This window comes from Dawidia soli, assembly GCF_018598185.1.
Lineage (GTDB): Bacteria > Bacteroidota > Bacteroidia > Cytophagales > Cyclobacteriaceae > Ohtaekwangia > Ohtaekwangia soli.
Window position 1 is genome coordinate 87910 of record NZ_JAHESC010000018.1, and the last position, 21068, is coordinate 108977.

General features: G+C 51.8%; 16 protein-coding genes and 1 tRNA gene. 7 read left to right on the top strand and 10 right to left on the bottom strand.

Annotated features, from left to right (window positions below; translation table 11 throughout):
- Positions 1-12: 12 nt before the first annotated feature.
- Genes KK078_RS13745 through KK078_RS30825 form a run of 3 tightly spaced genes read right to left on the bottom strand, consistent with a single transcriptional unit; the run spans position 13 to position 1416 of the window.
- Complete coding sequence (locus KK078_RS13745) at positions 13-597, bottom strand: carboxymuconolactone decarboxylase family protein (RefSeq protein WP_254090861.1); 585 nt, start codon at positions 595-597, stop codon at positions 13-15.
- Positions 598-601: 4 nt separating this feature from the next.
- Complete coding sequence (locus KK078_RS13750; RefSeq protein ID WP_254090862.1) at positions 602-1183, bottom strand: cupin domain-containing protein; 582 nt, start codon at positions 1181-1183, stop codon at positions 602-604.
- 8 nt (positions 1184-1191) lie between these two features.
- Positions 1192-1416, bottom strand: a complete 225-nt coding sequence (locus KK078_RS30825) for a 2TM domain-containing protein (protein WP_394370565.1) — start codon at positions 1414-1416, stop codon at positions 1192-1194.
- A gap of 189 nt (positions 1417-1605) precedes the next feature.
- Here KK078_RS30825 and KK078_RS13755 point away from each other — a divergent pair, with 189 nt between their 5' ends.
- The 5 genes from KK078_RS13755 (at position 1606) to KK078_RS13775 (ending at position 10440) form a co-directional block, all read left to right on the top strand.
- On the top strand, positions 1606-5736 hold the full coding sequence (locus KK078_RS13755) for a hybrid sensor histidine kinase/response regulator transcription factor (RefSeq protein ID WP_254090863.1): 4131 nt from the start codon (positions 1606-1608) through the stop codon (positions 5734-5736).
- 265 nt (positions 5737-6001) lie between these two features.
- Positions 6002-7444 carry an ATP-binding protein gene (locus KK078_RS13760; RefSeq protein WP_254090864.1) on the top strand — a complete coding sequence of 481 codons (1443 nt, stop codon included), beginning with the start codon at positions 6002-6004 and terminating at the stop codon, positions 7442-7444.
- A gap of 21 nt (positions 7445-7465) precedes the next feature.
- The gene (locus KK078_RS13765) at positions 7466-7915 is read left to right on the top strand and encodes a response regulator (protein WP_254090865.1); all 450 of its coding nucleotides are present in this window, start codon (positions 7466-7468) and stop codon (positions 7913-7915) included.
- Positions 7916-7918: 3 nt separating this feature from the next.
- Positions 7919-9862 carry a TonB-dependent receptor plug domain-containing protein gene (locus tag KK078_RS13770; RefSeq protein WP_254090866.1) on the top strand — a complete coding sequence of 648 codons (1944 nt, stop codon included), beginning with the start codon at positions 7919-7921 and terminating at the stop codon, positions 9860-9862.
- Positions 9850-10440 carry a YfiR family protein gene (locus KK078_RS13775; protein ID WP_254090867.1) on the top strand — a complete coding sequence of 197 codons (591 nt, stop codon included), beginning with the start codon at positions 9850-9852 and terminating at the stop codon, positions 10438-10440. Before KK078_RS13770 ends, KK078_RS13775 begins: the two co-directional genes overlap by 13 nt.
- An 11-nt stretch (positions 10441-10451) precedes the next feature.
- Here KK078_RS13775 and KK078_RS13780 read toward each other — a convergent pair whose 3' ends face one another.
- Both KK078_RS13780 and KK078_RS13785 read right to left on the bottom strand, forming a co-directional pair.
- Positions 10452-12665, bottom strand: a complete 2214-nt coding sequence (locus KK078_RS13780; RefSeq protein ID WP_254090868.1) for an alpha-N-acetylglucosaminidase — start codon at positions 12663-12665, stop codon at positions 10452-10454.
- A gap of 195 nt (positions 12666-12860) precedes the next feature.
- Positions 12861-14594: a hypothetical protein gene (locus tag KK078_RS13785; RefSeq protein WP_254090869.1), complete on the bottom strand. Its 1734-nt coding sequence runs from the start codon at positions 14592-14594 to the stop codon at positions 12861-12863.
- A 422-nt stretch (positions 14595-15016) separates the two neighbouring features.
- Between KK078_RS13785 and KK078_RS13790 the strand changes: the two genes are divergently transcribed.
- Positions 15017-15883: an alpha/beta fold hydrolase gene (locus KK078_RS13790; RefSeq protein WP_254090870.1), complete on the top strand. Its 867-nt coding sequence runs from the start codon at positions 15017-15019 to the stop codon at positions 15881-15883.
- 129 nt (positions 15884-16012) lie between these two features.
- Here the strand turns inward: KK078_RS13790 and KK078_RS13795 are convergent.
- The 4 genes from KK078_RS13795 to KK078_RS13810 form a co-directional block, all read right to left on the bottom strand.
- A tRNA-Asp gene (locus KK078_RS13795) sits at positions 16013-16086 on the bottom strand.
- A gap of 112 nt (positions 16087-16198) precedes the next feature.
- The gene (locus KK078_RS13800) at positions 16199-17692 is read right to left on the bottom strand and encodes a caspase family protein (RefSeq protein ID WP_254090871.1); all 1494 of its coding nucleotides are present in this window, start codon (positions 17690-17692) and stop codon (positions 16199-16201) included.
- Positions 17693-17724: 32 nt separating this feature from the next.
- Entirely contained in the window at positions 17725-18606 is an 882-nt protein-coding gene (locus KK078_RS13805; protein WP_254090872.1) for a hypothetical protein, read from the bottom strand.
- 84 nt (positions 18607-18690) lie between these two features.
- Positions 18691-20100 (bottom strand): caspase family protein, encoded by a 1410-nt coding sequence (locus KK078_RS13810; protein ID WP_254090873.1) that lies wholly within the window; start codon positions 20098-20100, stop codon positions 18691-18693.
- A gap of 110 nt (positions 20101-20210) precedes the next feature.
- On the opposite strand from KK078_RS13810, the gene KK078_RS13815 reads away from it, so the two are divergent.
- Positions 20211-20378: a hypothetical protein gene (locus tag KK078_RS13815; RefSeq protein ID WP_254090874.1), complete on the top strand. Its 168-nt coding sequence runs from the start codon at positions 20211-20213 to the stop codon at positions 20376-20378.
- Between the two features lie 16 nt (positions 20379-20394).
- Here KK078_RS13815 and KK078_RS13820 read toward each other — a convergent pair whose 3' ends face one another.
- Positions 20395-21024 (bottom strand): TetR/AcrR family transcriptional regulator, encoded by a 630-nt coding sequence (locus KK078_RS13820; protein WP_254090875.1) that lies wholly within the window; start codon positions 21022-21024, stop codon positions 20395-20397.
- Positions 21025-21068 lie beyond the last annotated feature (44 nt).

Sequence of the window (21068 nt, forward strand, 5' to 3'; positions counted from 1 at the left end):
TAGTGAAGATGTCTAACCGTGTTTCTGATGTCGGATGTTGTCAGGGGCTGGCATATCGAATCCGTTTAAGATCATAGCCAGAAGACTATAGCCGCCGATCAGGAAGAAGAGCTCGGCCACGCCCTCACGCCCCAGCAGGTGTACGGCCCATTGATAGGTTGCATCGGGAACAACGCGTCCCCGCGCTAGCGCGCTGGCGATATCGTGGGCAACGGCTTCCTGTTCAGTCAGTCCATGAGGCTGTCCCCCGGCTGCCAGTGTTGCGATAGCATTGGCGGGAAGGCCGAACGCCTTCGCCATGATCTCATGCGCATAGAGCACGAAGCGGGCCCCAAATGCTGCCCCTATCGTAAGAATGGCTACTTCACGCACACGTTTGTCAAGTGTGGCATGAACGTCCAGCGTTCGTATAAAGCTCAACGCCGGGACGCCGAACTGCGGGTAGTGTAGCATGGGCGGAAATGGTCCAAGCAACGCTCCCTGCTCGTCGATCATGGTTACCTGGCTCTGACTCCGGCCAATGAGGTTGGCGATCTCGTCATGCACGTGACGGACTTCTGCACCAAGGGTATCGGGTGGTAACGGTTTGATGCGCATAGCTTTATTTTTTTTCCGGTAAAAGCTCAGGAGAGAACCGGCCGTCGATCAGGACAAAGGCCATGCGACAGATCTTTCCTGACCGGTTAGCCCAGGCATGGTTTGTACCGTTTTGAATAACGACATCACCGGCCTGGAGGGTAGTCTCACCACGATCGAGGACCATCGTTATCTCGCCTTCGAGCACGATGCCATAGTCCACGGTTTGCGTGCGGTGCATTAATGGATGGGGGGCGCCGTCCTGCGAAGTCGAGGCGCTTTCGTTACCCATGAACTTAAACTTAGCCTGGGCATCTGCCCCGGTAAGTTTTCGGATCTCATCGCCCTCCGGGGGGAATTCGATCACCCGTATCCGGGTCCCCTTGCCGGGCGGTGCCAGCACCAGACTATCCTCGTTCGGGGCGCCCGGCTGTGCCGTGATCAAAGCAGGCGTTTCCGCCGTGTGCCATACTTCAAAGAAAGTAGGACCACCGGGCCCGCCGACAAGCTGCATTGCCATAGGCGGCAGGTTAGGGATAACAATAGCTTTCCCATCGGCGTCATGGCCGGTCACGATGCGCTTGAATACCGTTGGCTGTTCGTTCATGGCGGGTACTAATTGTTTACCGATTTCCTGAAAACGAATGCGCCGAGATAGTGAAAGAGTACACCGATGGCCCATGCCGGCGTTGACCAAAGCGGCCACACATACGTTCTGTCGGTCAGATACCAAACAATCCATAGGGCCGGTGTTGCCAGCAGAAAAACAAGGAGATGAATTCTAAAGCCCGCCCTCACATTCACTTTTGTGCCTGCAGACCAGTTCGATTGATGTGTCATATAGAGTTAGATTTAAGGTGAGCGATACAGTTGGTTTTGCTGATGCAAATATTGTCGACGGCGACGCTGGAGAGGGATGAAATTCGTCCGGAAATAGGGGTACAAACGTCCTGATCGATCGCCACCATTGAGATACACTTCCAATTTGCCTAACTTGAGTCGCATCCACAGCCTCTGAATTTAATTGTAATGGCCAGGAGTAAATATTATCTCATAATACTGATCGCAGGGCTCCAGTCCGGTTTACTGGGTGCACAACCGGGCCTTGTCAATTTTAAGCACTTTTCTTATCGCGAAGGTCTGGTACAAAGCCCCGTTTCGGCATTCCTCCAGGACGATCAGGGTTTTATTTGGTCCGGTAATCTGAAAGGCCTTACCCGTTATGACGGCTATGAGTTCAAAACATTCGTGCACAGCGCTTCAGATACCACCAGCATCAGCAATGATCGCGTTAATGCGGTGTTTATGGATAGCGAAAAAACCATCTGGGTGGCCACCGCGCACGGGCTAAATCGCTTCGATCGCGATCTTGAAACATTTGAATCCATTGACCTCGTCAGGGCAAAAGGCGGCAGGAACTATATTTCCGCCATCGCCGAAGATGGCCGGAAAAACCTGTGGATCGGTACGTTCGGAGGCCTGAAGAAATTGAATAAAACCACAAAAACACTGGAAGATGCATCCATAACAGAAACCATTTCGATCGCCAACGAGGCTGTATACTCCTTATATATAGACAACGAAGGAAAACTGTGGGTTGGATCGAAAAGCGGGCTGAGCAGGTTTGATCCGGTTTCGAGGAAAATACTTCCCCTACCCGACGCCATTCAGGCGAGTACGCTACACCGTTCTACAAAAGTTGTTGCTATCCGTCAAACGGTCGATGGTGACCTCTGGTTTGGTACGGAAACTTCCGGCGTCTTTCGGTTCAATGCAGTCAGAAACGAGATACGGTCGTACGCTTTCAAAGAGAACTGCGCCAATTGCCTGTCGTCTAATTGGATCAAGGATATTCTGGTGTACGACAGCAACACGTTATGGTTTGCCACCCAGAATGGCATCAGTCAGTTGAATGCCTCAAGCAATCAATTTACCAACTATCTGCACGAATCAACCAATACAAATACGATCAGCGATAATGCAGTACGATGTCTGATGAAGGATCGCGCATCATGTGTATGGGTCGGCACCTTCTCGGGTGGTATTGATTTCTTTTATCCCGGAAATTCAAATTTTAACAATATCGGTGAAGCCATCGGTCCAAAAGGGTTGTTACACCCGCTGGTTAACGCGCTCGTGGAAGATTCTGATGGTTCGCTTTGGGTTGGCACCTATGGCGGCGGCGTAACGCATATCAATCGAAAACTGGATTCTTTCACGCACTATTCGGTCAAGTCGCCGCGCCATGGAAGGATGAACAATGGTATCAAATCTCTGGCCAACGACGGGGAAAATCTATGGATCGGCACCCTCGAGGGACTGAGCGTCTTGCAAAAGACGTCTGGAAAGATTACTCATTTTGATATTCCCACCCGGCAGGGCCGGCTCGGCGAAAAGATAGTCCATACGATATTGCCAGACGACGGCGGTGCATGGATCGGTACAAACGGGGGCGGATTGAAATTCTTTCGTAACGGGCAGACATTACTTTCGCACATAAATGAAGGCAAACCCGGATCGATCGCAGACAATTACGTTACCGCACTCCTAAAAGATTCATTGAAAAATATTTGGGTAGGAACTCAGGATGGACTATCGTATTACGATACCCAAAAGAAAGCGTTTACGCAGTTATATCGAAGAAGTAGAGACATTCAAAGCCGCATAAGCCATAATCACATCACTGTCTTCTTCGTTGACTCGAAACACAGGATGTGGATTGGTACCGAAAGGGGGCTTAATTACTTCGACTTAAAATCAAAGGAATTCTATCCCATCACAGACATATTGGGGCTTGCCGATAATTTCATTCACGCCATCACCGAAGACAAGGATCAGAATTTGTGGTTTAGTACCGATATGGGCCTTGTAAAATTGTCGTTTCGAAAATTTGGTATCCCGTTTAATGCTGATGATTTCCACATTACGGTATACAAATCATCCGACGGATTGCCGTGCAATCAATTTTCAAACACCTGTGGTCTGTCGCTTCAAACGCATGAGCTGGCATTTGGCGGAACGAATGGGATGTCTGTTTTCTCTCCCGACAAATTGATGGCCAACACCAGTCCGGCAACGATTGTGCTGACAGAAATATTGATCAACAATAAACGCGTTCCCATCGGAGGCGAATCACCGATAGCAAAGTCACCCACACGGGTTGATAAAATAACGTTGCGCTACGACCAGGGCTCCGTTAGTTTTAAGTTTGCCGCGCTTAACTATATCAACGCGGAAAAAAGCCAATATGCCATTAGGGTTGAAGGGCTGCGGGGTGACGAAGCGTGGCAGCCCTTGGGCAATCAGCGGATTGTCAATTTCACCAACCTTCAGCCCGGAAGCTACAAGCTTTACATCAAGGCATCCAACGATGGTAAGCACTGGGGTAACGGGATCAGAGAACTGGCATTGATCGTGCTGCCACCCTGGTGGCGAACCTGGTGGGCATATGCCATTTATTTTTTGCTGGCAACGGGAGCTGTAACAGCCGTGCTGGCCTTTATGGGGTATCGCCGGCGAATGCTGGCGGACTTGCAAATGGAACATATTCTCAATGAACGCAGGCAGGAGCTGTATCAAATGAAAATGAACTTCTTCACGAACATTTCGCATGAGATCCGGACGCCGCTTACACTCATTCTTGGACCCGTGCAGAAACTGATGGACAGCCTTTCCGGTGAAAGATTGGCCAGTAAGCAACTTCTCCTGATCAGAAACAATGCTTCGCGACTCCTGAAGCTTGTCACGGAACTCATGGACTTTCGCAAAGCCGAAGAGGGACATCTGTCACTCTATATCTCCCAACAAGACATCGTTCCTTTTTGCAAAAAGATATTCGAATACTTCCAGGGGCTTGCGGATGATAAAAGCATTGCTTATGAATTTTTAAGTGATGAAGAATCGATATGGCTTTACTTTGATTCAAATCAACTTGAAAAAGTAGTCTTCAACCTTCTTTCCAATGCATTTAAATTCACCCCAGACCATCGTAAGATTGTCCTTAGTATCCAATCCCGCGACGAATGGGTCGATATTCATGTCTCGGATAACGGTAAAGGAATTCCCGAAGCTCATCAGGATCAATTGTTCAGGAATTTTTATCAGGTCGACGACTCCGGCAGGCAGAACATGGGCAGCGGAGTGGGCCTGGCGCTTTCAAAGACTATCGTGGAGCTCCACAAGGGCACGTTGCATTTTAAGAGCGATACCCGGACCGGCGAAAAAGCCGGTAGTACCACGTTTACGGTGTCGCTAAAAAAAGGGGTAAACCATTTTGATAAGACGCAGATCGTCTCGGAATCATTTTATTCGGATGATCGTCAGGAAATCGGTTCGTTTGCAGACCCTGTACCAGGGGATGCCTTGGAAACACCCCGTACAACGCAGGTAAGACCGACCATCCTGATAGCGGAAGACAATGACGAAGTCCGATCGTTTATAGCGGATACGTTACGACCAGATTATGAGATCATCGAGTTCGCTAACGGATCGCATGCACTCGTGTCCATGGCGCGAGACATACCCGACCTCATCATCAGCGACATCATGATGCCTGGCACCGACGGACTCGCACTATGCGCGTCGGTTAAGTCCACGGAGAATACAAATCATATTCCCGTTATCTTGCTGACAGCGCGTTCGTCTATAGGTAACCAGGTACAAGGGCTGGCAACAGGCGCCGATGCCTACATCTCGAAGCCGTTCAATACAAAAATACTTGAGCTGACTATAAAAAATCTCCTCACGGCCAAGGAGATCATGCGCGAGAAATTTTCGCAACAGCTGATTCTTCAACCCACCAGGATTTCTTTAACATCAAATTCACCAGAGGAAAAGTTTATCGGTAAACTGGTATCCATCATCGAATCAAAAATGGATGATCCGCAATTTGATGTCGATGCACTGGTCATTGAAATTGGCATGAGCCGGTCTGTCCTCTATAAGAAAGTACAAGCCCTTACAAATTATTCGATTGCTGACCTTATCAAAGAAATGCGATTGAAAAAGGCTGCGGAACTTCTCAAGCAGCCATCAATGTCCGTGGCCGACGCGGCGTTTTCCGTCGGATTTAACGACCGTAAGTATTTTAGTAAGGAGTTCAGAAAACAGTTCGAAATGTCGCCATCTGAGTTTATTGACGCCCATCAGACGAAGGATTGATTCGTTCGAAACCCATCACGGATCTACCTGCAGGGATCACCATGATGATGATTCATTTATCCTGTCAGAAGTACACTTTTTCAGATAGTATCCACCCCAACAGTTGCGAAAACTTTTTTCATCGATCTTTCAAAAAGCAACACTCGGAATACCATATTAAAACATTATATTAGATAGGAAGCCCAACGTACCGTTGTGGACAGTGCATTAGGCTCTTCGTGTTTTCGGCCCTTTCAAACAATACCTGTGTAAGCTCGGCTAAGGAATGGTGTTCAGAAATCTTCCTATCAGAAAAAAGATCCGCTGGATCATTATGCTCACCAGCGCCGCCGTGCTTCTGTTCACATTTTTATCCTATCTCGTGTATGAAGTCGTTACTTTCCGCCAAACCTATGTGCAGCAATTATATACCCTGGCCAGGATCATCTCCACCAATTGTACCGCCGCGCTGGCCTTCGACAATCCCGACGATGCCGCCGAGGTGCTCGGAGCGTTGAAGGCGGAAAAACACATCGTGGCGGCGGCGCTTTACGACAAGCAGGGCAACCTGTTCTCCAAATATCCCCAGGACTATTCGCTGCATACCGTCCCTCAAGACCAGGTCCAATTCCAGGAAGATCACCGGTTCGAAGAATCACATCTGATCATATTCGAGCCTGTCGTTCAGAACAACAAAACCCTGGGCGTGTTCTATCTGAAATCGGATATGGACGCCATGTATGAGAGGATCAGCCTGTATGCCTCCATTGCCGCAGCGGTGATCGCCATCTCGTTTGTGGTGGCGTATTTTTTATCCAACAGACTCCAGCGAAGCATCTCCAGACCGGTGCATGCCCTGACAAGTACGGCGAAGACCGTTTCGGAGAAAAAAGACTATTCAGTAAGAACCACCAAAACAGGTAATGACGAGATCGGGTATCTGACAGACGCCTTCAATCAAATGCTTTCCGAGATTCAGACACAAAACGCCCAGATCCAGCTATTCAATCAAAAGCTTGAGCTCACGATCGAGCAGAGAACCCACGACCTGGCCACTGCTAACAAAGAGCTCGAGGCCTTCTCCTACTCGGTCTCACACGATCTGCGCGCGCCACTCAGATCCATCAATGGTTACTCCGGTATCCTGATGGAGGACTACGGTCATCTCCTCGATGAAGAAGGTATCCAGGCGCTGAAATCCATTATGCGAAATGGCATGCGCATGGGCCAGCTGATCGACGACCTGCTCGCTTTCTCCAGGCTGGGCAAACAACACGTGGCCAAGTTCAACCTCAATATGACGGCCCTGGCAAAGGCCGTATATGACGATCTCAAAGAACAATATGGAAATAAAAGCGAGATCTTGATCAACCCCCTGCCCGAGATCAAAGGAGACAGCAGCATGCTTCGGCAGGTCATGCAAAACCTGATCTCCAACGCACTGAAGTACTCCATGAAAAGAGACAAACCCGTCGTTGAAATAGGAGCCTACAGAGAAAATGGCGGGAACGTCTATTATGTAAAAGACAACGGCGTCGGCTTCAATATGCAGTACTACGACAAGCTCTTCGGGGTCTTTCAGCGACTGCACAATGTCACCGACTTTGAGGGTACAGGCGTGGGACTTGCCCTCGTACACCGCATCATCACCAAACACGACGGAAGGATCTGGGCAGAGGGGAAGGAAAACGAAGGCGCAACCTTCTATTTCTCCCTGCCGGTAACGTAAAAAAACATACCCCAATAATATATGCATGACTCCATTCATGATGTTGACATTCTCCTGGTGGAAGACAATCCCGACGATGCCAAGCTGGTGATCCGCGCCTTAAAAAAATGCAACCTCGGCAACAAGCTTATCCATTTGACCGACGGCGAGCAGGCCCTGAATTTCCTGTTCGGCAAAGGCGAGTTCTCAGAACGCGAGGTCGAAGAAGATAAACCGCGCGTGATCCTGCTCGACCTGAAAATGCCGAAAGTAGACGGCCTTCAAGTGTTGAAGGCCATTCGCGAGGACCCCAGGACCAGGGTCATACCCGTGGTCATCATGACGTCTTCAGCGGAGGACAGGGATATCGTGAATACTTACAACTCCGGCGTAAACGCCTATGTCGTTAAACCAGTCGGCTTCGAAAATTTTTCGAAAGCCGTGGCCGAGCTGGGCATGTTTTGGCTATTGGTCAACCAGACCGCGAAATAAAACATGAAACTACAACCCCATACGCACTGCGTGAATTGGATCAGGACCGCCACGCCGCTCCTGATGTGCATCTTTTGCTTCATCGCCCCTCCCGTTAAAAGCCAGGATCTGGAAGTAAAAAAGCTCAAGGCATTGAGCATGGAAGAGCTGATGGAAATAGAGGTGATCTCCGTTTCCAAACGCAAAGAAAAGATCCTCGAGGCCGCCTCGGCCGTTCAGGTGATCACCGATGAGGATATTCGCAATTCCGGCGTAGCGAGTTTGCCCGAAGCGCTGAAGTTAGCGACAAACCTGCAGGTGGCCCAGGTCAATGCCAGCCAATGGGCCATCAGCGCGCGTGGTTTTAACAATGTATTGGCAAACAAGCTCCTGGTGCTGATCGATGGCCGGGTGGTGTATACACCGATGTATGCCGGCGTGTTCTGGGATGTGCAGAATCTCGTGCTCGAGGATATTGAACGGATCGAAGTGATCAGCGGGCCGGGGGGGACAATGTGGGGTGCCAATGCCGTCAATGGTGTGATCAACATCATCACCAAAAACACCCGCGACACCCAGGGCCTCTATGCAGAAGCTGCCGCAGGAACAGAGCTTCGCGGCCTGGCCAGCCTGCGCTATGGCGGAAAGCTTTCAAATAAATTATCCTACCGGGTATATGGCACAACATTCAGACGCGACAACACCCTGTTCCGCGACAGCATAGAAGCGACCGACGACTGGCAGATCGCCCAAACCGGGCTGCGGTTGGATTGGGAGCCCACGGCCAATGACGCGGTAACCTTGCAATCCAACTTCTATGACGATCGCCCTGATCCGGATGGCGATCATCCCGTAGCGGCCAGTGGATCCAATGCCCTCGCGCGGTGGAATCACTCCGTTTCAGAACGCTCGGATTTTCAAGTGCAAATGTTCTACGACAAAACATGGCGCGACTTCCGGAATGGCTTTGCCGAGAAACTCCATACGTATGATCTCGAAGGTGTATCACGGCACGCCCTCGGGAAAAGACACATCGTGCTGTACGGACTTGGCTTCCGGATGATGGACCACAACGTGAGGAACCTGGAGCTCTTCGCTTTTAAACCGGCACAAAAATCATTGTATCTATACAACGCTTTTGTGCAGGACGAGATCTCCCTGGCCAAAGAAAAGCTCCGGCTTACCCTGGGAATGAAAGTAGAGCGAAATACCTATACCGGCTTCCAGTATCAGCCCAATGTACGGCTCACCTGGACGCCGTCGCCTCACCAAACGGTCTGGTCCGCCGTGTCCCGGGCCGTGAGGAACCCTGCGCGCATAGACCGTGAATTTTTCCTCTACCTCACGCCCGAGCTTCCCTATATTGCCGGCGGAAACTTTCAATCTGAGAAGTTGATCGCCTATGAGCTCGGGTGGAAGGCGCAGATCAGGGACAACCTGACCGTGTCCGTTTCGACTTTTTACAACCGGTACGACGACCTTCGAAGTGTCGAACCCGGACCGCCACCGTTCGGTATTCCCGTTACGTTCGGCAACGGCGTGAAAGGCGATACACACGGTGCCGAGGTATTGCTGACGTATCCTGTTACACCGTCCTGGAAGCTTCGGCTCGGCTATACGTACCTGAACAAAGATCTCGAGCTCAAACCCGGCAGCGCCGATATGAACAACGGTACGGCCGAAAGCAATGATCCCAACCACCAGGCCTTGCTTCAATCCACCGTGCAGTTGTTTAAAGGACTGCGGTTAAGCACCGTGCTGCGTTATGTCGGCAGGTTACCCGAGCCCTATGTAGACGAGCATGCCGACCTTGACGTGAGCATCGCCCTGAAAGTGACCCGCAGGATCGAGGTCAACGTAACCGGGCAGAACCTCTTGCAAGATCATCATACGGAGTTCATCCCTTCTTCTCCCGCGCCGAAAGACATCGAGCGAGGGGTATATGGAAAACTGATATGCAGATTCTGAAAAAACCTTTTATCAGCCGGTCTACAAAACCCCGCGCTACAGCAATACTGTGCATGGCCACGGTGGTCCTCATGGTCCTGCCCGGTATGCGTGCCCCTTTTCAGGAGGCATCAGAGAGCAAGGCCAATCAGGTAAAAGCGGTCTTTCTCTATAACTTCACACAATTCGTCGTGTGGCCACAGCACATATTCGACAATGAAACCTCGCCTTTCGTGATCGGCGTGCTCGGAGAAGATACCTTTGGACCCTACCTGAATGAGGTCATTGAAAGCGAGGAAGTTGACGGGCACCCGATCGTTGTCAGGCACTACAAGAGCATCACCGCCGGTATCGACCAATGTCAGATCCTGTTTATCGACAGCTCTTTCCCCGCCGCCAGGCAAGCCATCGAAAGCCTCAAAGGCAAACCCGTGCTGACCGTGAGCGATAGCCAAAACTTCATGCGTCACGCCGGCATGCTGCGATTCTACATCGAAGGCGGCAAGCTCAGGATCGAGATCAACCAGGAAGCCTCCCAGAGATCCGGCCTCGAAGTCAGCTCCAAGCTGCTGCGGATCGCCACGTTGTACAAAGAATAGTAAAGGCCTCGTCACTTCGCAGCTACTCTGTCTTTATACTTCGCGTGGAGCGCTTTTGCCACAGCGGCGGAATTGCCCACCGGCACAGCCGGATATTTTTCGGAAGTAGAATTGGCCCACTGCCATTCCCAATCCTTTATTTGTTTCTCAAATGCCTTTGTATCTACCGGTTTGCCTTCACGCATGGGCTGGGCGACGTATGCAAAGAATTGCTCCCACCGGGGCTTGTAAAAGCCCCTCAATAATCCAGACCATTGCCGGTTAGAGTATTCATGAAGCTCGCTTTCCTTATTACCCCAGAGCGTTACCAGGTCCCTGGCGTTGAATTCATACAGGTCCTGCTCTTCGGGTGTTGTTCCCCAGCTGCGGGCATCGGCGATCCATTTGCCCAATAGGAATTCCGGGCGTGTGCCCAGCAGCGTATCGAGATCGTCGATAAGCGCGAGGAACTCCAGGCTATGCTGTTTAAAAGCGGCGGCATCCTTCTTCTCATAGTCTGCCGCTATCCGTTGCTGCAAGGGCAAAGCATAGTTGGCCAATACCTGCCGGGTGATATCGACCAGGTCATACTGGTAACCCTGGCTGCCGCTGAACTGCGGCGCCTGGTCGACGAAGATCTCCCAGGCCCTGACGAGCTCGCGCGGATCGTAATCCAGCTTGGTCAGCACCCGGTGCCCTTGTTCCGACAAGGTGGGGCGGGCCACGATGATCGACTCCGGCGTGCCTTCGCCAAGCCCACCGTTATACACCGTCCGCTCCAGGATCTGCCACGCTTCGTTGACGGACGCATTTTCAGCGCCATATCGTTTTTTTGCATAGCCTTTCAACCACTGCGCTACATCCACCGGTCCATCCTGCCACACATTCTCCAGCATGAGCTCGAATAACGCCGGATTTTGCTCGATGCCTTCGGGCGTCAGACCGATGCCCCACAATTTACCCGACCGTGCGTCTTTCAACGCCGCGGACGGATCGGCGGCCACGTGCGACATCCTTCCGAACATGCCGACGTTACCACCGAAGTTCTGCAGCATATTCCAGATCCACGGAGCGCCATAATAGGCGTCGGTCTTCGTCCACACCGGGTGGCTTTCGCTATAAAGGTCCAGCACGATCATGCGGTCTTCAGGCACACCTGCCAGGATAGCCCGGATTTGCGCCGGCTTCCAAAAGTCTGCATTGTAATGAAACATCCAGCCTTGCATCAGCCAGGAAGCGTCAGGATCGACTTTGGACATGGAGGAATATATCTTACCGCTGATCTGCCGGAGGAAAACGGTATCGCTGCTGGGCGGTTCATTCTCGTTGAACGTATCGGCAGAATAGAAATGATCCGTGCCGTATTCCTTCGTTTGTGTTTCCAGGAACAGCGCGCCGATCTTTTCAAAGGAAGGATCGTCTGCATCCAGAATATACACATCATCGAATCCCTGCTCCCAATTCGTCTTCTTCAGTTTCGCTTCCGGATATTTATCCTTGAACGAAGGGGGCACGTGCCCCGTAAAAGCAGGCAGCACCGGTTTCATGCCCAGGGAACGTTCTTTCTCCAGGATCTGCTTCTGGAGCGCCTTGTGGGTGTCCATCCAATGCTGCGGCAACGGCCCGCCCCAACGGTCGATGTTGCCCATCCAGAACCACGAAAAATATGAAGGCCCGGTAAAAAAGGTTTCCAGCTCCTTGTCGCTGAATCCCAGCGAATGATAGACGTCCTGCCAGATCGCCTCTTCACCGGTCAGCGCCAACGGCATGTTGATACCGTTCAGCGCCATCCAGTCAATTTCCTGCTGCCAGCGTGCCCAATCCCACCAGGCCATGGTATAGTTGAACGTGCAATAATTGAGATAATAGCGATGCTTGTAAGGCGAAACCCTTCGAACCTTGCTTTGCACCACCGGCAGCGGATCAGGCAACGTGACCGCCGTATTGTTCCATGAAATATCGCGGAAACAGAAGTGTTTCAGGTAGTGCCCCAGGGCAGAAGCGACAGATACACCATTATTGCCGCGTAGCACGATCTTATCACCTTTGCTTTCCAGCTCGAAAACGTCCTTGCCGTTTTCCTGGGCGATATATTCGATCTCGAATGCCTTCGCCTGATCTTTAGCGATGCGCGCCACGAGGGCCGTGGCAGCATCGGCAGGTTTTGACTCCGCGGGTCCGGGTTGATTCGTACATCCGGGCAAAGCCATTGAAGCGAGGAGAAGCGCAGCGTGAATTTTCTTCATGAGTTGAAATTTGGTCAGTATGGTTGTCGTGATGCAAGGGAGTAAAATGAGCCGATGCCCAAACGCATGGGCCATTACGCCGCCATCAATCTCCTAATACAGGCTGAACGGCCTCTACCCTGACAACGGTCAAAAAAAAAGGGCACCTCGACTTTTGAGATGCCCTCATGGCGGATCAATATATGAGTTTAATGCTTACCTGACAAACGCTTCCCAGGGTCCAATGGCTGTTCTGTTACAGGTCATGGCAGCTGTACCATTCTCAGACGAAATATAACGACCGTTATTTCCACGCAAAGAAACTTTCCCATCGGCATTTACAACCCAGTCAAATTTTTCCCAATCACCGATAGTAGTTCTGTTGCAGGTTATCGGGGCACTGCCGTTTTCTGAAGAGACATATTTATTCTGGCTTTGCAACGCGATCTTTCCACCCCCGGCATCAACGACGATAAATTGCTCCCATCCTTGTGCCACCGTTCTGTTACACTGCATCGGCGCCGTGCCATTTTCGCTGCTCACAAAAAGATTGTTATTACCCTTCAACGTAATCGTACTGCCTATGGGCGCATTGTTGTTCGATGGGAAATACGGCGTAGGCCGTGTTGGCGTAAGCGCGATCTGACCTTTTAACATTTTGCCGCCATCTCCCGTAAGCCGCAGATAGTAGTCAGATGAAACCGCCGTACCGTCTTCATCCAATGCCAGAAAACCCGACCCCGCCGGAACCCAGGATGCGTTCTCCGCAGTCTTGGCAATTTGATTTCCCTCATTGTATTCGTCGTACATGGAAATATAGATCCCCTGGCAGCCCGCCCGTATCGCGTTGTAAAACATTCGCCACATCAAATCGCCATGGGCACGCTGACGCAGCTGCAAGTCACCCGGCAGCACACAAGGCTGATAGTCGATACCATTGGCATTACAATCCGCCTGATCCGGAACGAAAAAATTATTGTAGATATTATCGGCATCTCCAATATTCGCCACCGCACCGATTAACCAGGGCGAGAGCATATTAAAAGCATGATAAACGCCAAGGAATCCCGTTCTTGAACCATCCGTTCCCTGCCGCCATCCTCGCGGTACGCCGCCGATCACATAACAACCCTGCGCTTTAAACCAATTGACGACATCAAGACACGTCGCTGCCGGCCACGGGTGATTGTCGTCGTTAAAACCGAAACCCCAGATAGCGACTACAGGTTTCCCGTTTTGGCGGGCATACGCAGACGACGAAGTGTATGCAGACATTTTATTGGTCCAATCCGCCTTGATCTCGGACTGCATATTGGTCCAGTTACTGACGTCATACATGATGTAGAATTTTCTCCCATAGGTTTCAGCCGCGGTGCGAACGCGCGCAGTGACACCGTCGCGCACGGGCCCCTCGCCGCCCGTCGGATTGAAACGCTGCAAGGCGGCACAGTCAATTCCGTTCTGCTGCATCCACAAAAAATGCGTGTCAACGGTCTGCTGATTCCAGTTCGAATACAGCCTCGCCGTTTGGCCATTGTTAAGATTCGACCAACCCGTTGCATAGGTGGTAGCGTACTCGCGCACATCCGGCCATGACTTTATGCCGTTGTTTGTTGATGACGGTGGTTGAGACCAGATTTGAGTCCAATGCCACCACTCGTTGATCGGAGATCCATCACCGGCTGTCGCAAACCAACCCTGATAACCAACCGTTACTTTCCCAACAACATCACCGGGTGCAGACGCGAGTGGAGCAACACCGTCATCTGGGGCAGATACACGGGGTAACATTTCCTTATTATTCTCATCACTCTCAAATGCATCTGATGAACATCCGGTAAATAAAGAGAGGTGCATCAGTGCCAGAAACAAGCATGTACCGATCTGCCTGCCAATTCGTTGCCACCGGGATGGAGCAACTGTCGCCATGTGTTTAGTTCTAATTTTCATAATAGGTTTAAGTTTTTGAATGAAGCATAGTGATCCCATTGCTTGCCTCGCACGGAATAACATCTGCCGAAAATCAATTAAACAATGCTACTCATGTTGATCATAGCGATGTTAAACCTAGAATCGAGGAATTAATAATCGATTAAAAAAGCATTAATAACGAGCCTGATGATCATGATTAAGAGAAATATTTTAGAGACCCATAGGTCTCGTTATTTCTTTTGCAGCTATCCTCTTAGCCCTTCGATTGCCGGCCCTCCGACCCAGGATCCCGTCGATAATCACCTCCTCCCGAATTGGGTAACTATATAACCAAATTCAGAGAGATCCGATTGTTTAGAAACGCGCCGGTCTCTTCGGAGTAAGCTTGAGGCGCCGCCAATACGCACGACGGAAGGCACAATCTTTGACCGGCATACAATATGAACAATCAGATCTTCAATAGAACAATGAATGTTGACGGCGTCGACATCTTTTATCGCGAGGCCGGCGATAGAAAAAATCCGGCTATACTTCTATTGCCTGGTTTCCCAACGTCGTCCATCATGTTTAAAAATCTGATGACCGCGTTATCAGACAGGCTCCATCTGGTCGCCCCGGATTTCCCTGGATTTGGATTCAGCGCGTTTCCTCCCAAAGATCAATTTGAATATACCTTTAGGAATATCGGGGCGCTCATAAACAGGTTTACAGACGAGATCAACCTAAAGTCGTTCACCATCTATCTCCACGATTACGGAGCCCCTGTTGGCCTTCAACTATGCATCAACAATCCTGAAAAGATCGAGGGAATAATTGTCCAAAACGGCAATGCATACGAAGAAGGCGTTCGTACGATATGGGATGAAATGAGAGAATATTGGAAGAACCCCACACCGGAAAAAAAGAAAAAGCTTTACGCATTTCTAAGCGAGGAAGGCGTGAAGTGGCAATATACCGCCGGACTACCGGAAGAATTATTGCCAACCCTAAGCCCTGAATTATGGGTCCTCGATTGGGACGCTATGAAAAGGCCGGGTAATGTCGACATGCAATATGAGTTGAACTGTGACTACAAGAACCACATGGAACTGTACCCGGTGTATCAGGAATATTTTCGTACGTATCAGCCACGTGCCATTGTCATCTGGGGGAAATATGATCCGTTCTTTAATGCGGAAGAGGCGGCTTGTTACAGGAGGGACCTACCGCATGCCCAGGTCCATATGCTCAACGGCAGTCATTGGGTACTGGAGACAAATTTCGACGAGGTACTGATGCTTATTCGTGACTTCTTTAAGAAGGATTGATGCGCCTGACGAATGCGCGTTGATCCGATCCGAGAGACGATCCGCTCTTGATTAATTCACCTGATCCACAATGACTTAGAAAACAAAAAAGCAGACGAAAGAATGTTATTTCTTTATCGTCTGCTTCTGCGGATCGGACGGGACTCGAACCCGCGACCTCCGCCGTGACAGGGCGGCATTCTAACCAGCTGAACTACCGGTCCGTTACCATTTTCGACAATATGCCGTCGAAAGGGAGTGCAAATATAGCGCGGGCGTTATGTTCTCCAAATATTCGGAAAACATTTTTTTAACAGCCCTTATGGCATGACGCCCTTACTGGAATTTGAAATAGAACTCGCCGATGATATTCGAGCTATCCCAGGTGTTTTGTTTGTTGCCGGAAAGACGCAGCACGTTGGCCCGTACCTCTTTGAATACCTGCTCGATGGTGAGGCCCGGCTTCCGCATGGCCTTCAGCAGCTCCTGCGTGTAGAGGCCGTTACGGCCCGAACCGTCCGCCGCCACCGAGCCGGGTGCGGTGGCATACGCGATGAAAGAGCCCCGCGCACGGCGCATCTCCCCTAGCCCGCCCGATAAAGAACGGTTCACCGCCGGAAACGGATTGTTACGACAGGCATCCAGGATCACGATGTTCATGCGGGCATTTGATCGCTCCATGTTGCCCAGCACCATGCGTTGCGTCGGAAAGCAATACCGGGCAATGTCGTCTTCAAACTCCACGCTGGCATCGACAGGCACGAGGTAATTCTCTTCTTCGTGACGAACGCCATGGCCGGCGAAATAAAACAAGGCTACCGTGTTGTCTTTGTCACCCGCGTCGATCTTGTCTTTGAACCGCAGCAACGCCGCGCGGATCTGCCCATACGTGGCATTGGTCAGCAACGTTACATCGAAGTTCGAAGCCTCCAGCTCCTTGGCCATGTCGGTAGCATCGTTCACAGGGTTCTTGAGCGCGCCCACGCCCTTGGGGTACGCGCCATTGCCGATGACGAGCGCATAGCGCTTCTCGTCCTTGTATTCATCGGCCAGGCTTGGCTGCGCCGGGACCTTGGGTGGTGTGCTGACCACGACAGGGGCCGTTCCAGGCTCCTTTTTCGCAGGCGTCGTGTCCTTGCGTGTAGCCGGTGTCGTTGCACCGGCACGGGACGAAGAGGGTGTATTCGCAGGCTTGGCGGTATTCTTGGCCGAGGGCGCTGTCGTGTTACCCATGCCGGTCTTGGACGCACCGGCGTCGGGCGTGGTACTGCTGCGCGCGGCAACCCCTTGTTTCTCCAGTTTGTCGAGCTCCCGCTTGATGTCCGCATGGCCCGGGGCCGCCAGGCTACCCTCTTTCAGGTCGGCATAGGCTTTTACCAACTGCCCCGCCTTTACATATAGCTGGCTGCGTTCGTAGAGCAGCTTGGCCTTGGGCTCCGGCTGGTCGCCCAGCAGGCGCAACGCGGCACTATACGCATCGATGGCATCGGTGGAAGCCCCCAGTTTGTCGTGGGCCTTGGCCTTGAACCAATAGATGTTGCCTTTGTTGGCGTGGTCGCGCAGAATGGTCTCTTCAAAATCGGGAATGGCGCGTTCGAAGTCGTTCGTTTTGTAGTAGGACAACGCACGGAGGTAAAACACCTCGGGGTCGAGGGCCTTGTCGCGGGTGTTCTTGGTGAGGTACAACGAAAAGCTTTCGATCGCCTGCGGGTACTTGCCCGCCATATAGTGATCATAGCCCTTCTCATAGTACTTGAACTGCGCGCTGACGCCGAGGGGCAACAGGCACACGAACCAGACCAAACGAAAAATGTACGGATGCATTTTCATAACACATGACGTTCTTCGAAGCAAGCGCAGTGCTAGAAGTTAAACGAAACGCCGAGCTGAAGGTTCACCGACGGGAAGCCCTCTTTCGTAACGGGATACTTTTGCATGTTCTCTAAGAATCCATCCACGTCGGTACCATAGAACTGGTTGTCGTTAAACTTTTCCGTGCTGACGAACGACACCGGAAACGTGTAGCCGACCGACACCTGCACAAACCCCGTCACCTTGCGCGCAGGAAAGAATTCCAGCCCGGGGCCGATAAAGATCCCGCCCGTAACCTGGGTCTGTTCCTTGAGATCGTCCGACACGACGCGATCGTCGTCTCCCAGCTCCGTGCCCGCCACCCACTCGGCCTGTCCTCCGTCTTGCCAGTCGTCGGAATCCTCGATGTCTCCGAAGTTGTATAGAAAATTGGCAGTGCCCGTCACCTCTGTACGTGTAGCATACGAGATAAACGGTTTGGCAAAAGCATAGAGGGACACGACAGAGTTATCGCGCACCGGTATGAAGTTGAGCTTCAGGTTCATGGCCAGCGACAACAGGCTCAGGTTCCCGCCTTTCAGGTCAAAATATATCCCTTCGTAGTACGTACCCTCGTCATCATTGAACGGCCCGCCGATGAACGCATTGTTGAGACCCGTTTCCTCCGGGTCATAATCAAAGCTGAGATACGACAGCGACGGCCCGATAGAGAGCACGCGGTTCAGGCGCACCTGGTACCCGGCTTCAAAGTTCGCACCGGCCTTATAGTCACCGATGTTCTTGCCGAGGGTCCACGACGGACCGATACCGATAAAGATCCCTTTACTGCGATCAATGCGCGCCTTCTTAACGATGACGCCTTCATCCTGCGCGGTGGACTGAAAGATTACACCGGCGATGAGTAAGCCTGCCAGACATAAAGATGTTTTCATATAGGGGGGAAAGACATAGCGGAAAGATAAGATATAGCCGGGGGACGATCGGGCCATCCCCCATGTTCATGGGGCCTTCGGGCGCTACTGCGGGATCTTGAAGTAGAATTCTCCAATAATGTTGGAGCTATCCCACGTGAATTGTTTATCGCCCGACAGGCGCAACACGTTCATCCGCACTTCCTTGAAGACCTGCTCGATGGTCAGGCCCGGTTTGCGGATCGCCTTCAGCAGCTCCTGGGTATAAAGACCGTTGCGGCCGCCACCGTCTGCCGCCACAGAGCCGGGCGCCGTGGCGTACGCGATGAACGAGCCGCGCGCGCGTTTCATTTCGCCCAGGCCGCCGCCGATGGACCGCGTCGTAGCCGGGAAGGGATTATTACGGCAAGCATCCAGGATCACGATATTCATGCGCGAGTTGGTCTGCTCCATGTTGGCCAGCACCATTTTCTGCACCGGGAAACACATGCGCACAATGTCGTCTTCAAACTCTACGTTGGCATCGATGGGCACCAGGTAGTTCTCATCCTGGAACTGCACCCCGTGCCCCGCATAGTAGAATAGCCCCACCGTTTGGTCCTTGGGCCCGCTGGTCAGGTTCTGCTGAAACTTGCGCATCGCTTCGCGCATCTGCACATAGGTAGCGTTGGTCAGCAACTGTACTTCAAAGTTGGATTTGCGAAGCTCGGTGGTCACATCCGTCGCGTCGTTTACAGGGTTCTTCAGCGTGCCGATGCTTTTGGGATACGTGCCGTTGCCGATCACCAGGGCATAACGCTTCTCATCCTTGTACTCGGAGGTTATCGAGGCCACCAGCCGTGCACTCGCCGACGTCTCCTCCGCCGGCTGCGGCGCCGACTCTGCCGGGGGCGTTGTGGTCACCGGGGTAATATTGACCGGCTGCTTCTTGACAGGCGTTTGCGCGGCAGTGTTTGTATTCTTCTTGACGATCACCTGCGTCGTCTTTTTGTCGTTGGCGGGGTCGTTGCGAACCACGGCCGTCTGCGACGGATCGAGCTCCCGGGCAGCCGCCAGATCCTTATTGGCGGCTTCGCGGTTGCCATGGCGACTGTAGTACTGGGCGCGGTCGGCCAGGATCTGGGCCGTCAGCTTGTTGTTGACCCCGGCGCTGGCAAGGGCCTCCTCGTATTCGGCTTCGGCCGGCTTGCCTTGCTTGTCCAGGCAACGGGCCTTAAACCAATGGATCTGACCTTTGTTGTAGTGGTTCAGTTCCAGACACTTATCCAGGTCGGCCAGGGCCTTGTCGGGGGCGTTGGTGAAATAATATGACTGACCCCGGTAGAAATACAGATCTTCGTCGTAGCGCTTGTTCCGTTTGGGGTTGGCAATGGCGTTGGAGAAGAGATCGATAACGTCGGCATAGTGACCTGCCTTGAACTTTGCGATACCGTCGTCATAGGTGGCTGCGTCTTGCGCAAACGCCAACGGCCACAGCAATAGCCAGGCGGCGAGGACCGAGAGGGACTTTTTCATAGGGAGGGGCAAAATATCCTTAAAGGTAAGTATACGGGAAAAATTATGGAACCGTTTTACCCTGGAAGAGTCTTGAAAACAAAAAATGTTAATTTTAGGGCCTCTGCCGCATGAGAAGACCACTGTTTTATCTGATTTTGATCGCCCTGCTCCTTCCCGCCTGCGGAAAAAAAGGCACGACCATTACCACCGTGAAGCCTAAATACCACCACCGCTGGTACGATCGCAAAAAAGATCGCCATACACCGCGCACAAAAAAGCTGCGCGTACGGAACTGACGTCGGCCCGGCCCGCTTATCCCAATCCCTTGACGACGAGATCGAGGTTCTTCCGGAAATAATTCTTCGGTGGATTCAACTGGTTCACATGCGCCGTCACCACGCCCCCGACAAACACCGCGTTGATCAGGTTGGTAATATCGCGCGTCGAGATCGTCTTTGTGATCTCCTTCCGGAATATAGCTTCGAGTATGCACTTCTCGAGCATCTGATCGATCGACATGATCTCGATATTACTGATCCCGTCGATCGAAGGATGGAACATCCGCTTCTCTTCAGGCTTGATGGGAAAAGGTTTGGGCGAACGATTCAGATCGGCCAGGTAGCCCGCCAGGCTGAGCAACAACCCGGGGTGCTCTTCGAACTCGTCGCTGAGACGATCAAAAAGATAGTATATACCTTGCAGACCTTCACGGGGCTTGAGCGCAAATTCGACCGACCGCGCCAGGCACCACGCGCGGAAATAATATAGCAGGATATCCTCCTTCTGCGGGAAGTACTTGAACAACGTAACCTTGGAGATCTTTACCTTGTCGCAAATGTCGTCGACATATAAATCTTCGAACGACTTTCGTCCAATCAACTTGAGGGTAGTTTCCAGCACTTGCACTTTCAGGCGCGCGGCCTTTTCTTTTCTCAGGCTCATGGTTTTGGTCTTGTCACTTTCTAAACAGCGTGGGAAGTAATACT

What these genes read in the sequence shown, in the direction of transcription:
- KK078_RS13745 (WP_254090861.1), bottom strand. Translation starts at nt 597, where the DNA reads ATGCGCATCAAACCGTTACCACCCGATACCCTTGGTGCAGAAGTCCGT.
- KK078_RS13750 (WP_254090862.1), bottom strand. Translation starts at nt 1,183, where the DNA reads ATGAACGAACAGCCAACGGTATTCAAGCGCATCGTGACCGGCCATGAC.
- KK078_RS30825 (WP_394370565.1), bottom strand. Translation starts at nt 1,416, where the DNA reads ATGACACATCAATCGAACTGGTCTGCAGGCACAAAAGTGAATGTGAGG.
- KK078_RS13755 (WP_254090863.1), top strand. Translation starts at nt 1,606, where the DNA reads ATGGCCAGGAGTAAATATTATCTCATAATACTGATCGCAGGGCTCCAG.
- KK078_RS13760 (WP_254090864.1), top strand. Translation starts at nt 6,002, where the DNA reads ATGGTGTTCAGAAATCTTCCTATCAGAAAAAAGATCCGCTGGATCATT.
- KK078_RS13765 (WP_254090865.1), top strand. Translation starts at nt 7,466, where the DNA reads ATGCATGACTCCATTCATGATGTTGACATTCTCCTGGTGGAAGACAAT.
- KK078_RS13770 (WP_254090866.1), top strand. Translation starts at nt 7,919, where the DNA reads ATGAAACTACAACCCCATACGCACTGCGTGAATTGGATCAGGACCGCC.
- KK078_RS13775 (WP_254090867.1), top strand. Translation starts at nt 9,850, where the DNA reads ATGCAGATTCTGAAAAAACCTTTTATCAGCCGGTCTACAAAACCCCGC.
- KK078_RS13780 (WP_254090868.1), bottom strand. Translation starts at nt 12,665, where the DNA reads ATGAAGAAAATTCACGCTGCGCTTCTCCTCGCTTCAATGGCTTTGCCC.
- KK078_RS13785 (WP_254090869.1), bottom strand. Translation starts at nt 14,594, where the DNA reads ATGAAAATTAGAACTAAACACATGGCGACAGTTGCTCCATCCCGGTGG.
- KK078_RS13790 (WP_254090870.1), top strand. Translation starts at nt 15,017, where the DNA reads ATGAACAATCAGATCTTCAATAGAACAATGAATGTTGACGGCGTCGAC.
- KK078_RS13800 (WP_254090871.1), bottom strand. Translation starts at nt 17,692, where the DNA reads ATGAAAATGCATCCGTACATTTTTCGTTTGGTCTGGTTCGTGTGCCTG.
- KK078_RS13805 (WP_254090872.1), bottom strand. Translation starts at nt 18,606, where the DNA reads ATGAAAACATCTTTATGTCTGGCAGGCTTACTCATCGCCGGTGTAATC.
- KK078_RS13810 (WP_254090873.1), bottom strand. Translation starts at nt 20,100, where the DNA reads ATGAAAAAGTCCCTCTCGGTCCTCGCCGCCTGGCTATTGCTGTGGCCG.
- KK078_RS13815 (WP_254090874.1), top strand. Translation starts at nt 20,211, where the DNA reads ATGAGAAGACCACTGTTTTATCTGATTTTGATCGCCCTGCTCCTTCCC.
- KK078_RS13820 (WP_254090875.1), bottom strand. Translation starts at nt 21,024, where the DNA reads ATGAGCCTGAGAAAAGAAAAGGCCGCGCGCCTGAAAGTGCAAGTGCTG.